2 protein-coding genes are annotated in these 15,549 nt (G+C 73.0%); both read right to left on the bottom strand.

The window, feature by feature from the left end; all coding sequences use genetic code 11:
* Positions 1-5: 5 nt before the first annotated feature.
* Positions 6-7,727, bottom strand: coding sequence for a non-ribosomal peptide synthetase (locus tag VFV67_RS17135; RefSeq protein ID WP_326471174.1), 7,722 nt, complete (start codon positions 7,725-7,727; stop codon positions 6-8).
* Positions 7,724-15,511 (bottom strand): non-ribosomal peptide synthetase, encoded by a 7,788-nt coding sequence (locus VFV67_RS17130; protein WP_326471173.1) that lies wholly within the window; start codon positions 15,509-15,511, stop codon positions 7,724-7,726. The genes VFV67_RS17135 and VFV67_RS17130 overlap by 4 nt, the downstream gene beginning before the upstream one ends.
* Positions 15,512-15,549: the final 38 nt, after the last annotated feature.

The following is a 15,549-nucleotide window of genomic DNA, read 5'->3' as shown; positions in this document are numbered from 1 at the left end:
TGCTTTCACTCCTTGACGGTCATCTTGCGCAGGCTGGGGCGACGGGGCGCAGCCGACTGCTCGGACCAGACGGCGAGCGCGGCCACCGTCGGCAGGTCGAAGATCTTGCGGATGGGTATCTCGATCCCCAGGTCGGCGCGGGCGCGGCTGATCAGCCGGGTGGCGATCAGGGAGTGCCCGCCGAGCTCGAAGAAGCCGTCGTCGATGCCGACCCGGTCCACGCCGAGCACCTCGGCGAACAGCCTGGCCAGGGCCTCCTCGCGCGGGGTGCGGGGCGCCCGGTAGGCGGCGCCGGTGAACTCCGGCTCGGGCAACGCCGCTCGGTCCAGCTTGCCGTTGGGCATCAGCGGCAGCCGGTCGAGGAGCACGAAGGCGGCCGGCACCATGAACTCGGGCAGCCGCTCGGCGACGAACCGGCGCAGCTCCGCCGAGTCGATCTCACCCGACGGCACCACGTAGCCGATGAGCTGCTTGCCGGTCTCGGTCCCGCGGAGGACCACGGCGGCCTGGGCGACCTCGGGGTGCGCGGTGAGCGCGGCCTCGACCTCGGCCGGCTCGATGCGGAAGCCGCGCACCTTGACCTGCGCGTCCCCGCGGCCGGCGTACTCCAGTTGGCCTTCGCCGGTGAAGCGGGCCAGGTCACCGGTGCGGTACATGCGGGTGCCGGGCGGGCCGTAGGGATCGGCCACGAACCGCTCGGCGGTCGGCTCGGCGCGGCCGTGGTAGCCGCGGCCCACGCTTCCGCCGACGTACAGTTCGCCGACCGTGCCCGGCGGCACCGGGGCCAGGCCGGGACCGAGCACGTAGGCCCGCATGTTGCCGAGCGGGGTGCCGACGGGTGCGCTGCCCCCGTTGCGCGGGTCACCGGCGACGGTGCAGGTGGTGGCGTAGAACGTCTCGCTCTGCCCGTAGGCGTTGACGATTCGCACGCCGGGGAAGGCCGCCCGGGTCTTGCCGACCAGCGCGGCCGGCAGGGCCTCGCCGGCGAAGACGATGGTCGCCACGTCGGCGCGGTGGGCGATCTCGTCGACCAGCTCGGCGAAGACGGACGGCACGGTGGAGATGACGCTGCCGGTCCAGCCCGTGCGCTCGCCGAGGACCAGGACGTCCCGGACCAGTTCGACGACGCCGCCGGTGGCGAGGGCGGTGAAGATCTCGAACACCGAGACGTCGAAGTTGACCGACGTGCCGGCCAGGATCCGGTGGCCGGGTTCCATGCCCACCAGGGCGGCGAGTCGCAGCACGCCGTTGACCACGTTCGCGTGGGTGACGGCCACGCCCTTGGGCTTGCCGGTGGAGCCGGAGGTGTACAGCACGTACGCCAGCGCCTCGGCGTGCCGCGGCGGTTCGGGGCCGGTGCCGGCCGCGGACAGCTCGAGCGTGTCGATCAGGACGTCCGCGGCGTCGTGCCCGGGCAGCGCCGCGCGGGTGGTCGAGTCGGTCAGGACGAGGTGCGGGCGCGCCTCGTCGAGGATGGCCGCGAGCCGGTGGCTGGGGTACTTGGGGTCGACCGGCAGATAGGCGCCGCCCGCCTTCAGCACCCCGAGCAGGGCGACCACCAGGTCCGCCGACCGCGGCAGCGACACCGCGACCACCGACTCCGGGCCCACCCCGCGGGCGGCCAGCTCGCCCGCCAGCCGGTCCGCCCGGGCGGTCAGCTCGCGGTAGGTGAGCGATCCGCCCTCGGCGACCACGGCGAGCGCGTCCGGGGTCCGCGCCGCCGCCGCATCGACCAGCCCGTCGACCGTGACGTCCGGAGTCGGGACGGCGGTGTCGTTGAACTCGGCGAGCAGCCGGTCGCGCTCGGCCGGATCGAGGATGTCGACCTGCGCGACCGTTTGCTCGGGGGTGGCCGCCAGCTGCGCCAGGACCCGCACCAGGCGGGCCGCGAACACCTCGACCGTGTCGTGGTCGAAGACGTCCTGCGCGTACTGGAGGATGAGCTGCAGGTGTGGGTCGGCCGCCGCCATCAGGGTCAGCGGGTAGTTGGTGGCCGTCGACGGGCGCAGGCCGGTGAAGGCGATCCCGTCCGCGGCGTCGGTGGCGGCGCTGATGCCCTCCCGGTCGACCGGGTACGACTCGAAGACGACCAGCGTGTCGAAGAGCCGCTGCAGGCCGACGGACCGCTGGATCTGGGTGAGCCCGTAGTAGTGGTGCTCGAGCAGACCGGCCTGCCGCAGCTGCAGCCGGGTGAGGACCTCGGCGAGGGTGTCCCCTGGCGCGTGCTCGACCCGGACCGGCAGGGTGTTGATGAACATCCCGACCATCGAGTCGACGTCGGTCACCGCGGGCGGCCGGCCGGAGACGGTGGCGCCGAACACCACGTCCGTGCGGCCGGTGAGCTGGCCGAGCAGCAGCCCCCAGGCGCCTTGCACCAGGGTGTTGATGGTGACGCCCAGCTCGGTGGCGCGCCGGGTCAGCGCGCGCGCCTGCTCGACCGGGAGCGCGACATCGACCTGCGCGACGCCCCGCTCGCCCGGGCCCTCGGAGCCGGGAGCGAGCAGGGTCGGCTCCTCGATCCCGTCGAGCTCGGCCGCCCACACCCGGCCGGACTCCGCCTCGTCCTGCCGGGCGCGCCAGGCCAGGAACTCGCCGAAGTCGCGGGTGGCGGGCAGACCGGACGGGTCGCCGTCGGAGGCGTACAGCAACAGCAGGTCCCGCATCAGCAGCGGCGTGGACCACCCGTCGACCAGCACGTGGTGGGCGGTGAACACCAGCTCGGCGCGGCCGGGTTCGAGGATGGCGAGGGCCAGCCGGATCAACGGCGGGGTTTCCACGTCGAAATGGGTGGCCCGGTCCTCGGCGAGGAACCGCTCGAAGATCTCGGTCCGCTCCGCCTCGCCTTCCGCGACCAGGTCGAGGTACTGCCACGGCAGCGCCACCGTCTCCGGCACCACCTGCACCACGTCGCCGTCCGGCCGGTCGACGAACGCCGCGCGGAGGCTGGCGTAGCGCCCGAGCAGTGCCTGCGCGGCCCGGTGCATCCGCTCCGGGTCGACCTCGCCGGACAGGTGGAACACCAGCTGCATGTGGTACGCGTCGAACGAGGACCCCGCGAGCATGGTGTGGAACAACATCCCGGCCTGCACCGGCGTCGTCGGCCATACCTTGGCCACCTTGCCGAACCGGGCCTCCCAGGTGTCGATCTCCGCTTGGCGCAGCTCGACGAGGGGCGCGTCGCTCGGGGTCAGCCCGCCGGCGTCGGGGGTCGTGGTGTGCCGGGCGAGGGCGGTCAGCGCATCGACCCACAGCCCGGCGAGCGAGGTCACCTCGTCGCGGGTGAGCACACCGGTCGGGAAGGTGAAGTAGGCGGTCAGCTCGTCACCGGCGGCGGTGGTGGCGGCCACCGCGTGGATCTCCAGCGCCGAGAGCACCGGCATGTCCTCGTCCGGCGCGGCGACCAGGTCCCGGTAGGTGTCGTCCGGGGCCCAGCCCTGGCCGCGCAGCTCTTCCGGGATGACCGCCCTGGTGTACTTGCCGAGGTAGTTGTACCCGATCTGCGGTTCCCGCTCGCCGGCGAGCGCGGCGGCGGTGTCCGGGTTGAGCCGGCGCAGCATGCCGTAGCCCATGCCGTTGTCCGGCACCGCCCGCAGTTGCTCCTTGACCGCCTTGATCACCCGGCCGGCGGCCGGACCGCCGTCGAACGCGTCCGCGACGTCGATGCCGGCCAGGTCCAGGCGCACCGGGAACATCGCGGTGAACCATCCGATGGTGCTGGACAGGTCCGCGCCGGGCACCAGGTGATCCTCCCGGCCGTGTCCTTCCAGCCGGACCAGCGTCGAGGACCCCGCCACGCCGCGCAGCTCGCGCCAGCGGGTCAGCGCCAGCGCCAGCGCGGAGAGCAGCCCGTCGTCGGCGCCGCCGCGGAACACCGCCGGCAGCGTGTTCAGCAGGGTCTCGGTGACGTCGACCGGCACCTGGACCCGCACCGTGTCCACGGTGCGCACGACATCGCGGGTCAGGTCCAGCTCCCGGGCGCCGAGCACGGGCTCGTCCTCGCGCAGGATCTCCTGCCACAGGGGCAGTTCGGCCACCCGCTCGGGGCTGGCCGACGCCTCGGCAAGGGCGTGCACCCACCGGCGCATCGAGGTGCCCGCCGCCGCGGGTGGCGCGGGCCGGCCGTCCCGGACCCGTTGCCACGCGGACACCAGGTCCGGGATCAGGATCCGCCACGACACGCCGTCGACGACCAGGTGGTGCAGCACGATCAGCAACCGGTCCGCATCCGGGCCGGTGAACCGGACGAACTGCGCCATGACGCCCGCATCCGGGTCCAGCCGGTCCGCGGCCGCGTCCAGTTCGGCGGGCACGTCGGCGCCAGTGCCGGAAACCTCCCGCAGCAGCGCGGCGGCGGCCACGCTGCCGGCCGGCTCGATCCACAGGCCCGGCTGCGCCCGGTCGAGCCGGGCGCGCAGCGCGTCGTGCCGGTCCAGCACGGCCTGCAGGGTGGCAACCAGCCCCGTGCGGTCGATGCCCTCGGGCAGGGTCAACATCGCGGACATGCAGTACCGGCCGAAACCGCCGCCCAGCGCGAGGATGTGCGCCGCCGTCGGCGGCAGCGGAGCCCAGCCGACGCCGCCGCCCGGCAGTTCGGCCAGGGTCAGGCGCTCCTCATCGGCCCGCCCCTCGACGAGTTCCGCGAGCCGGGCGACCGTGCGGTGTTCGAAGACCTCCCGGGTGCTGACCACGACGCCGCGCGTCTTGGCCCGCGCGACGACCTGGATGGACCGGATGCTGTCCCCGCCGCTGGTGAAGAAGTCGTCGTCGACGCCGATCTGTGCGGCGTCGAGCACATCGGCGTACACCTCGGCCAGGACCCGCTCCGCCTCGGTGCGGGGCGCCCGGTACCCGGCGCTGGACCACTCCGGCTCGGGCAGCGCGGCCCGGTCCAGCTTCCCGTTCGCGGTCAGCGGCAGCCGGTCCAGCACCACGAACAGGGCGGGCACCATGTAGTCCGGCAGCCGCTCGGCCACGAACCGGCGCAGCGCCGCCACCGAGAGACCGGCCCGCAGGACGGAGTCGCCGTCCTTGGCACCGGCCCGCTCGGCCACATAGCCGACCAGCCGCGCGCTGCCGGTGTGGTCCTCGCGCACCGTGACCGCTGCCTGGCCGATCGCGGGATGCTGGGCGAGGACCGCCTCGATCTCGGTCGGCTCGACCCGGATGCCGTTCACCTTCACCTGGGTGTCGGCGCGCCCGGCGTACTTCAGCCGGCCGTCCGCGTCCCACTGGGCCAGGTCACCGGTGCGGTACATCCGGGCGCCTGCGGGGCCGAACGGGCAGGCGACGAAGCGCTGCGCGGTCGCCGGTGCGCCGTGGTGGTAGCCGCGGGCGATGATGCCGGCGACATACAGCTCGCCGATCACACCGGGCGGGACCGGAGCCAGTTCCGGCCCGAGAACGTAGGCGCGCATGTTGGCCAGGGGCGCCCCGATCGGGATCGCACCGGTTCCGGTCCACCGCTGCGGGAGCGTGAAGGTGGCGGCGTAGAAGCTTTCGGTCTGTCCGTAGGCGTTGACGACCCGTACCCCGGGCAGGGCGTCCTGGACCTTGCCGACCAGGTCGGCCGCGAGCGCCTCACCGGCGAAGACGACGGTCTGCACGTCGAGCTGGATGCCGCCCGAGTCGAGCAGCGCGGAGAACACCGCGGGCACGGCACTGACGGTGGCGCCCGACCAGCTGCCGCGTTCGGCCAGTTCGAGCACGTCCCGGACGATCTCGACGCTCGCTCCGGTGGTGAGCGCGGTGAAGATCTCGAAGACCGAGACGTCGAAGTTGACCGAGGTCGCGGCCAGCATCCGGGACCCGGCCTCGACCCGCACCGTCCGGCGCAGCTCCCGGACACCGTTGACCACGGCGCCATGGGTGACCGCGACGCCCTTGGGCGTTCCGGTCGACCCAGACGTGAACATCACGTAGGCCAGGTTGTCCGGTCCGATCGGGACGACCGGGGCTTGCGGTGCGGGGCCGTCGAGGCTCAGGTCGTCGAGGTGCAGTACCGCCGGCCGGCTCCGGTGCACCGTCGCCGCCGTCGCGTGGTCGGTCAGCACCAGCGCCGGATCGGCGGTCGCCAGCAGGAGGTCGGCTCGGGCGGCCGGGTAGTCGGGGTCGATCGGCAGGTAGGCGCCGCCGGCCTTGAGCACGCCGAGCAGCGCGACCGCCAGGTCCGCGGACCGGGGCAGGGCCACGGCGACCAGGACGTCCGGCCCGACACCGCGGTCCCGCAGCACCGCGGCCAGCCGGCCCGCGCGGGCGTCGAGTTCCCGGTAGGACAACGCGGTCGGCCCGGACACCACCGCTGTGGCGTCCGGGGTCCGCGCCACCTGGGCGGCGAACAGCTCCGGCAGCGTCGCTTCCGGCGCCGCGACCGCCGTCTCGTTGCGCCGGGTCAGCCAGTCCCGCTCGGCCTCGGTGAGCACGTCCACCCCGCCGAGCCGGCTCCCGGGGTCGGCGACCACCTGGCGCAGCACGCGCACGTAGCGGTCGACGAGACTCTCGGCCGTGGCGTGGTCGAAGAGTTCCGTCGCGTACTCCAGGCGACCGTAGGCACCCCCGCCCGGGGCCGGGACGATGTTGAAGAACAGGTCGAACTTCGCGGTACCGGTGCCCGCCGGGACCGGGGTGACCCGCAGCCCCGGTATCTCGATCTGCGACCACTCGAACTGCCAGGCCAGCATCACCTGGAACAGCGGCTGGTAGGCGGTGGACCGGTCCGGGCTCAGCAGCTCGACCAGGCGCTCGAACGGCACGTCCTGGTTGTCGTATGCGGCAAGGGCCCGCTCGCGCACCTGGGCAAGCAGGTCGCCGAACGACGGGTTCCTGGACAGGTCGACACGCAGCACCCAGGTGTTGGCGAAGAACCCGATCAGGTCGTCGAGCTGTTCGTCGGCGCGGCCCTCGATCGGGCTGCCGATGGTCAGGTCGTTGCCGGCGCCAAGGTGGTGCAGGAGCACCGCGAGCACGGCCTGGGCGACCATGGGCGCCGTGGCACCGCCGTCCGCGGCCAGCTTCCCGATCCCGGCGAGCAGGTCCGCGTCCAGCTCGAAGTCGACATGGCCGCCGTCGTGGCCGGCCACCGTCGGGCGCGGCCGGTCCAGCGGCAGCTGCACCGGCTGCGGCACGCCGGCCAGCTGGTCGCGCCAGTAGTCCAGCTGCGTGGCGGCGAGGCTGTGCGGGTCGTCCTCGTCGCCGAGCAGTTCCCGCTGCCACAGCGTGTAGTCCTTGTACTGCACCGCGAGCGGAGTCCACTCGGGCGCGTCGCCCTGGTGGCGGGCCGCGTACGCGGACAACAGATCCCGCATGAACGGCGCCATCGAGGCCCCGTCCGCGGCGATGTGGTGGAACACGAACACCAGCACGTGCTCCTGCGGGGAGATGCGCAGCACGGTGGTCCGCAGTGGAAGGTCCGCCTCGAGGTCGAAGCCCTGGCACGCGGCCGCCCGGGTCGCGGCGTCCACCGCGTCCGCGGCCACGTCGGCCACCAGGAACTGCGGCGCCGCCTCCTCCGGGGGCAGGATCCGCTGCTCCGGCGTGCCGTCCGCGTTCTCGGCGACCAGGGTGCGCAGGCTCTCGTGCCGGGTGACGACGTCCGTCACCGCCGCGGCGAGGGCCGCGGTGTCCAGCGGCCCGTCCAGGCGCAGCACGAACGGGATGTTGTAGGTGGCGGACGGGCCTTCCAGCCGGTGTAGGAACCAGAGCCGGCGCTGGGCGAAGGACAACGGGATCATCGACGCGACTCCTGGACGTTCATCGGGCGCAGCATCGGGCGGAGCTGGGGTCGGTTCGACGTGGCCAGCTCCTCGATCTGCGCCGCCAGCTGGGCGACGGTCGGACTGCGGAACACGGTGGTGACCTTGACGTCGACGTTGAGCTCGTTGCGGATGCGGCCGATCAGCCGGGTGGCCAGCAGCGAATGCCCGCCGTGGCTGAAGAAGTCGACGTCGATGCCGACCTCGGCCACCCCGAGCAGTTCGGCGAACAGCCGGCACAGGACTTCCTCGGTGGCGTTGCGCGGCCCGCGTCCGGTCACGGCTTCGGTGTGGTCCGGGGCGGGCAGGGCCTTGCGGTCGAGCTTTCCGCTCGGTGTGGTGGGGAACTCGGCCAGCGGCACGATCGCCGAGGGCACCATGTACTCCGGCAGGTGCTCGCGCACCAGGTCGATGAGGGCCGAGGGATCCAGCCCCGCCGGACCGGCCGGGCCCGGCAGCACGTAGGCGACCAGCCGCTGGTCGCCTGCGCGGTCCTCGCGCACCACGGCCACCGCGCCCTCGACCTCCGGGTGCCGGCACAGCGCCTGCTCGATCTCGCCCAGCTCGATCCGGAACCCGCGGATCTTGACCTGGAAGTCGGACCGCCCGAGGTACTCGACCTGGCCGTCCCGGTTCCACCGCACGACATCGCCGGTCCGGTACATCCGCTTGCCCGGCTCGCCGAACGGGCAGGCGACGAACCGGTTCGCGGTCAGTCCCGGCTGGCCCAGGTAACCCCGGGCGAGTCCGGTGCCGGCGAGGTAGAGCTCACCGGCGACCCCGGGCGCGACCGGGCGCAGCGCCGCGTCCAGCACGTACACCTGGGTGTTCCACACCGGGGCGCCGATCGGCACCCGGTCCGCACCCGGCACGTGCTGCCACGCCGTGACCTCCACCGACGCCTCGGTCGGGCCGTAGAGGTTGTGCACCCCGCAGCCCGGCAGCACCTCGACCGCCTTGTTGGCCAGCGCGGGCGGGAACGCCTCACCCGCGACCTCGATCCAGCGCAGGCTGGTGCATTGCCCGGCCGAGGGCTGGGCGGTGAACGCCTCGAGCAGGGAGGGCACGAAGTCGGCGCCGGTCACCCGCTCCCGCCGGATCAGGTCGACGAGGTAGGCCGGATCCCGCCGCCCGTCCGGGCGGGCGATGACGACCGCCGCCCCCACCTGCAGCGGCGCGAACAGCTCCGGCACCGACACGTCGAAGCTCGCGGTCGTGCTCAGCAGCACCCGGTCCTCGGCGCCGACGTCGAAGTGCGCAAGGCCCCAGCTGAGCCGGTTCATGATCGACCGATGGGCCACCTGCACGCCCTTGGGGCCGCCGGTGGAGCCCGAGGTGTAGATGACGTACGCGGCGTTGTCCGGCGACAGCGTGCGCTCCGGGTTGGTCTCCGGGTAGCCGGCGGCGTCGGGCAGGTTCTCGTCGAGCACCAGCAGCGGCTTGGCGCTGTCCAGCACGAGCCGCACCCGGTCCTCGGGCAGTTCGGTGTCCACCGGCAGATAGGCCGCGCCGGCCTTGACCACGGCGTAGATGGCCACCATCAGGTTCACGGACCGGGGGATGCGCACCGCAACGGACCGCTCGGGGCCGGCGCCCCGCTCGATGAGCCAGTGCGCCAACCGGTTGGCGCGCCGGTTGAACTCGCCGTAGGTCAGCGTCTCCTGCTCGCCGATCACCGCCACCCGGCCCGGGTCGCGGTCCACCTGGGCCTCGAACGCGCCCGGCAGGGTGTCCACGGCCACCGGATGCGCCGTGTCGTTGATCCGCAGCACCAGCCAGTCCCGCTCCTGCTCGGAGAGCACCTCCATCGCGCCGACGAGCGTGGTCGGGTCGGCGAGGATCTGGTCGAGCACCCGGACCAGCCGGGCGGCGATCACCTCGGCCGCGCCGCGGTCGTAGAGGTTGCGCTGGTAGTCCAGGGACAGGCGCAGGTAGGGGTCGGAGGAGTTGAGGGTGAGCGGGTAGTGCGAGCCCGCGAACGGCCGGATGGCGTCGATCGTGAAGCCGGCCGAGACGTTCGCCTCGACGATGCCCTCCCGGTCGATCGGGTAGTTCTCGAACACGACGATGGTGTCGAAAAGGGCGGGCAGCCCGGCGTTGCGCTGGATGTCGGCGAGGCCGTAGTAGTGGTGGTCGAGCAGCGCGATCTGCCGGTTCTGCAGCTCGGTGATGACCTCGCCCACGGTGTGGTCGGCCCGGCACGGCACCCGGATCGGCAGGGTGTTGACGAACAGGCCGACCATCTCGTCGCTGCCGGGCAGGTCCGCCGGACGACCGTTGACCGCGGCACCGAACACCACGTCCTGCTGCCCGGTCAGCTTCGCGAGCAGCACCGCCCACGCACCCTGCAGGAGCGTGTTCAGCGTGACCCCGAGCTGCGCGGCGCGCCGGGCGAGCTCCCGCCCCTTGTCGATCGACAGCGGGACCTCGACCCGGCCGAGGGCGGTCGCCTCCCCCTCGGCGGAGGCGTCCGCGGCCATCAGGGTCGGCTGGTCGATCCCGGCCAGCTCGGCCGTCCACTTGGCCGCCGACGCCTCCCGGTCCTGTGCGGACAGCCAGGCCAGGTAGTCCCCGTAGCCGCGGACCGGAGCAAGGTCACGATCCCCGGCGTACAGCCGGATCAGATCCTTGATCACCAACGGCGACGACCAACCGTCGAACAGGGTGTGGTGCGCCGTCACGATGAGCTTCGCCTGCCGCGGCCCGCAGGTGAGCAGCGCCAGGCGCAGCAACGGCGGCCGGGTGGGATCGAGCCGGTCGGCCCGGTCCGCGGCGAGGGCCGCGTCGAGCGCCGCGTCCTGCTCGGCTTCGCCCTGACCGGTCAGATCGAGGTGCCGCCAGGGAATGGTGACCCGCTCCGGCACGACCTGTACCGGATCGCCGTCGCCCGTGCTGAGGAACGCCGAGCGCAGGTTCGGATACCGCTCAAGCAGCGCCTGCCCGGCTGCCTTCATCCGCGCCGGGTCCACGTGTCCGGTCAGGTGCAGCACGAACTGCATGTGGTAGACGTCGAAGGAGCCGTCGGCGAGCGCCGCCTGGAACTGGATGCCGGACTGCCCAGGGGCCTGCGGCCACACCGCGGCCAGCCGGCCGTACTGCTCCTCCCAGTCGTCGATCTCCTGCTGCCGCACCGAGACCAGCGGGGCGTCCGACGGCGTGAGCCCGCCGATCCGCGGGCGGGCGGCGTAGCCGGCCATGCCGTGCAGCACCTCGACCCACAGCCGCGCCAGCTCCGCGGTCCGCTCGCGGGACAGCACCCCGGTGGGGAACATGAAGGCGGCCTGCAGCCGGGTGCCGTCTGCGGTGTCCGTGGCGACCGAGCTGACCTCGAGCGCGGACAGCGCGGGCAGGTCCGGATCGGGCGCCGGGATCAGCTCGGCGGACCAGGACGCCGGCCCCCAGCCGTTGGCGCGCAGGTGCTCGGGTACGTCGGCGTCGGAGATCCGGCCGAGGTAGTTGAACCCGATCTGCGGTGCCGGGTACTCGGCGAGCTGCTCGGCGGTCTCCGGGTTCAGGTAGCGCAGCAGTCCGTAGCCCACGCCCTTGTCCGGGATCCCGCGCAGCTGCTCCTTGACCAGCTTGACCGCCGTTCCGGTCGCGGGGCCGCCGGCCAGCACGTCGGCAAGGTCCACCCCCCGCACGTCGATGCTGGCCGGGTGCATGCTGGTGAACCAGCCCACGGTCCGGGACAGGTCGGCCCCGGGGACCACGTCCTCCTCGCGGCCGTGTCCCTCCAGCCGGACCAGGGTCGGGCGCCGCGCACCGCGCCACCGGTCCACCGCGAGGGCGAGCGCGGCGAGCAGCACATCGGTGCCGGTGCCCTTGAACGCCGCGGGAAGCGTGGTCAGCACCGCCTCGGTGACCTCGGCGGGCAGCTCCACCCGCACGGTGTCGACCGTGGACCAGACGTCCACCGCCGGGTCGAACGCCCGGGTGCCCAGCGGGGGGTTCGGCGCCTCCAGCATGTCCCGCCAGTACTCGAGTTCCGCCTCCCGCTCCGGGGAGAACGCCTCGTCCTGCAGCGCCGACGCCCAGCGGCGGGCCGAGGTGCCCACCGCGGGCAGCTCGGCCGCCGTGCCGGACTTGACCTGCTGCCACGCCTCGGCGAGGTCCGACATGAGGATGCGCCAGGAGACACCGTCCACCACCAGGTGGTGCAGCACCACCAGCAGCCGGCCCGCACCCGACGCCGCGGCGAACCAGACGAAGTCCGCCATGGTCCCGGCCCGCGGGTCGAGCCGTCCGAGTGCGGCGTCCAGCTCCGCCTTCGCCGTCTCGAGCGCGGCCGGCTCGTCCCACCGGCCGGCGCAGTCGACCCGGTGGATCAGGTCCGCCGCCCGCACGGCGCCCCGCGGGCGCACGAGCAGGGAGGGCTCCTCGCCGGGCACGAGTTGGGCGCGCAGCAGGTCGTGCCGGTCGAGCACCGCGTCCAGCGTCGCGGCCAGCCCGTCCGCGTCGATGCCCGTGGGCAGCTCCAGCACCATCGACATGGCGAACCGGTTCGTTCCGCCACCGTGCTCGAACACGTGCCGGGCCACCGGCTGCAGCGGCATCGGGCCGACGCCGCCGCTCTCGTCCTCCTCGAGCACGGGCACCTGGTGCCGGCGGGCGGCGGCCACCTCGGCCAGCCGGGCCGCCGTGCGGCACTCGAAGATCTCCCGCGTGCTGACCTCGAGGCCCCGGGCCCGGGTCCGGGCCACCACCTGGATCGACCGCAGACTGTCCCCGCCCACCGCGAAGAAGTCGTCGTCGATACCGACCCGGTCCACCCCGAGCACGTCCGCGTACGCCGCGGTGATGATCTTCTCGGCCTCGGTGCGCGGCGCCCGGTAGGCCTCGCCGAGGAACTCCGGTTCGGGCAGCGCGGAGCGGTCCAACTTGCCGGTCGGTCCGAGCGGCAGCCGGCCGAGGGCCACGAACGCCGACGGCACCATGTAGTCGGGCAGTCGGGCCGCGACGAACTTGCGCAGCTCGGCAGCCGAGGCGCCGGACTGCACATCCACGTCGCCGATACCGCCTGCGCCGTCGTCGCCGACGGCTCCCTCGCCGGTGTGCACCACGTACGCGACGAGCCGCCGCCCGCCCGAGGGCACCTCCCGGCTGACCACCACGGCCTCGGTGATCCCGGGGTGCGCGGTGAGCGCGGCTTCGACCTCGGCGGTTTCGATGCGGAAGCCCCGCACCTTCACCTGGCCGTCGTCGCGGCCGACGCACTCCAGCTGACCACGCGCGTTCCACCGGGCCAGGTCGCCGGTGCGGTACATCCGCTCGCCCGCGGGGCCGAACGGGTTGGCCACGAAGCGCTCGGCGGTCAGGCCCGGCCGACCGTGGTAGCCGCGGCCCAGGCAGGTCCCGGCCACGTACAGCTCACCGATCACGCCCTGCGGCACCGGGGCGAGACCCGGGCCGAGCACGTAGGCACGCATGTTCCCCAGCGGGGTACCGATGGGCGCGACGTCGCACTCCGGCCACTCCGCGTCCGCATCGAGGGAGAACGTGGTGGCGTAGAAGCTTTCGCTCTGCCCGTAGGCGTTCACGACCCGGACGCCGGGCCGGGCCGCGCGCACCTGCCGCACCAGCCGGGCCGGAAGCACGTCGCCCGCGAGCACGACCGCGCGCACGTCGGTCGCCTTCTCCAGGTGTGCGACCAGTTCCCCGAGCACCGAGGGCACCGCGCTGATCACCTGGCCGTCCCAGCCGTCCCGCTCGCCGAGCGCCAGCGCGTTCGGCACCACCTCGGCCGTGCCGCCGGTGGACAGGGTGGTCAGCAGCTCGAAGACCGAGACGTCGAAGTTCACCGAGGTGCCGGCCAGCATCCGCCACCCGGGCGACGGGTCGAGGACGCGGGCGAGTTCCCGCACCCCGTTGACGACGCTGCGATGGGTGATCGCCGCGCCCTTCGGCTTGCCCGTCGAGCCGGACGTGTACAGCACGTAGGCCAGGTTGTCCGGACCGAGCGGCGAGGTCCGGTCGTTGTTTTCCAGCGCCCCATTCGGCGGCGCCCATTCCGCGCGGTGGTCGAGGTTGACGCACGACATGTCGCCCCGCGGCAGCTCCTGCCACGTCGCGGTGTCGGTGACCGCGAACCGCGGAGCCGATTCGGACAGCACGCTCTCCGCTCGCCCGGTGAGGTACTGCGGGTCCATCGGCAGGTATCCGGCACCGGACTTGAGGATCCCGAGCAGGCCGACCACCAGGTCCGCCGTGCGCGGCAGTGCCAGCACCACCAGGTCCTCCGGCCCGGCGCCGCGCCGGCGCAGCTCCCAAGCGACACCGTTCGCGCGGTCGTCGAGCTCCCGGTAGGTCAGCGTCCGGTCACCGCACACGATCGCCGGGGCGTCCGGCGTCCTGGCCACCTGGCTTTCGAACAGCTCCGGCACGGTCAGCTCGGAGCTCGCCGTGGCGCTGTCGTTGAACTGGACCAGCAACCGGTCCCGCTCGGCCGCGCCGAGCACGTCGATGCCGCCGATGCTGCGCCCCGGGTCGGGCACGAGTTGGTCAAGCACGCGCACGAACCGCTTCGCCAGGCCCTCGACCGTGTCCCGGTCGAACAGGTCGGTGGCGTACTCCAGCCGGACGCCCGCCCCGCCGGAGCCGTCCGGGATCATGTTGAAGAACAGGTCGAACTTGGCCGTCTTGGTCTCGAGCGCCGCGCACTCCACCTCGAGGCCGGCGAACTCCAGCTCTCCCAACGGTTCCTGCCAGGCGAGCATCACCTGGAAGAACGGGTGGTAGGCGGTGGACCGGTCCGGGTTGAGCAACTCGACCAACCGCTCGAACGGTATGTCCTGGTTGTCGTACGCGCCGAGGGCCCGGTCCCGTACCCGGTGCAGCAACTCGTGGAAGGTCGGGTTCCCGGAGAGGTCGACGCGCAGCACCCAGGTGTTGACGAAGAACCCGACGAGATCCCGCAACTCCTCATCGGTGCGACCCGCGATCGGCGCGCCGATGGGCACGTCGTCACCGCACCCGAGGTGGTGCAGGAGCACCGCCAGCGCCGAGTGCATGACCATCGACACCGTGATGTCCTGTTCCGAGGCCAGTTTCTCCACGGACCCGAGCAGGTCGGGGTCGATCGAGAAGGTGACCAGGTCGCCGCGGGGGCTCATCGCCCTCGGGCGCGGGCGGTCCGTCGGCAGGGCCAGCGGCTGGGCCAGACCGGCCAGGGTATCCCGCCAGTACGCCAGTTGCCTGGCCGCCAGACTGTCCGGATCGGACTCGGCACCGAGCACGTCCTGCTGCCACAGCGTGTAGTCCGCGTACTGCACCGGGAGCGGCTCCCAGCCCGGGGCCCGGCCCTGCCTGCGGGCCGAGTACGCCACGGTGAGATCGCGGAGCAGCGGCCCGAGGGATTCCCCGTCCAGGGCGATGTGGTGCACGACGAGCACCAGCGTGTGCTCGTGCGGTCCGGTCCGCAGCAGCCTGGCGCGGATCGGCACGTCGGCGGCCAGGTCGAAGGTCTGCCTTCCCACCTCGTCGACCGCCGCCGCCCGGTCCTGCTCCGCGACCTCGACGACCGAAAGGCCGAACGGCAGCTGACCGGCGGGCAGCACCTGCTGGTGCGGGACGCCGTTGTCGTCCTCGACGATCACCGTGCGGAGGACCTCGTGCCGGTCGATGACGTCGTGCAGCGCCGACTCCAGCGCGGCCACGCTCAGCTCACCGGTCAACCGCAGGGCGAAAGCGCCGTTGTAGGTCGCCGAAGGCCCTTCGAACCGGTCCACGAACCACAGCCGGCGCTGCGCGAACGACAACGGGATCATCGTTTCTCCAAATCGGTGGAACCAGGAAGCAGGTCGTC

The organism is Actinophytocola sp. (assembly GCF_035762905.1).
GTDB lineage: Bacteria > Actinomycetota > Actinomycetes > Mycobacteriales > Pseudonocardiaceae > DASYTH01.
The sequence above is the reverse complement of the archived record's forward strand: the minus strand, read 5'-3'. Positions and strand labels throughout refer to the sequence as shown.

Excerpts from the sequence above, each read along its gene's own strand:
- VFV67_RS17130 (WP_326471173.1), bottom strand. The coding sequence starts at position 15,511 with ATGATCCCGTTGTCGTTCGCGCAGCGCCGGCTGTGGTTCGTGGACCGG.
- VFV67_RS17135 (WP_326471174.1), bottom strand. The coding sequence starts at position 7,727 with ATGATCCCGTTGTCCTTCGCCCAGCGCCGGCTCTGGTTCCTACACCGG.